1 protein-coding gene is annotated in these 459 nt (G+C 49.7%); it reads left to right on the forward strand.

The genetic code is table 11. The features are described 5' to 3' along the window. A partial coding sequence (locus tag ACRHNM_RS16235; RefSeq protein WP_431137686.1) for a DUF7507 domain-containing protein occupies nt 1–459 on the forward strand: 459 nt, incomplete at both ends.

Below are 459 nucleotides of genomic sequence, written 5' to 3' on the forward strand. Positions count from 1 at the left end.
TGCAACGTTTGTAAGTCCAGATTTAGGCAGTTTAGAAGGGACCTTACAAGTGGGTGAGAGGGCGACGTATACGGCGACCTACGTGATCACGCAGAGTGATGTAGATGCCGGAGGCGTAAGCAACAGTGTAGTAGCAGACGGAGACAGTCCAGCAGGCACGACAGTTAGCGACACGAGTGATGATGGAGATGATCTGGACGGCAACACGACAGATGATCCAACAGAAACGACGATAGCAGAGTCCCCAAGTCTAGAAGCGGGTAAGGTTGTAGCGATCAGCAATGATGTGTTACCAGCCGGAGCAAGCTTAGGAGACGAGTTGACCTATACAATAACAGTAGAGAACACGGGTAACGTCACCTTAACGAACGTGGCCTTAACAGATACGTTTGTAGATGGCAACGGTAACCCACTCACGCTAACGGGTCCAACGTTTGTAAGTTCAGATTTAGGCAGTTT

The sequence above is a fragment of the Psychroserpens mesophilus genome (assembly GCF_050617655.1).
GTDB lineage: Bacteria > Bacteroidota > Bacteroidia > Flavobacteriales > Flavobacteriaceae > Psychroserpens > Psychroserpens mesophilus_A.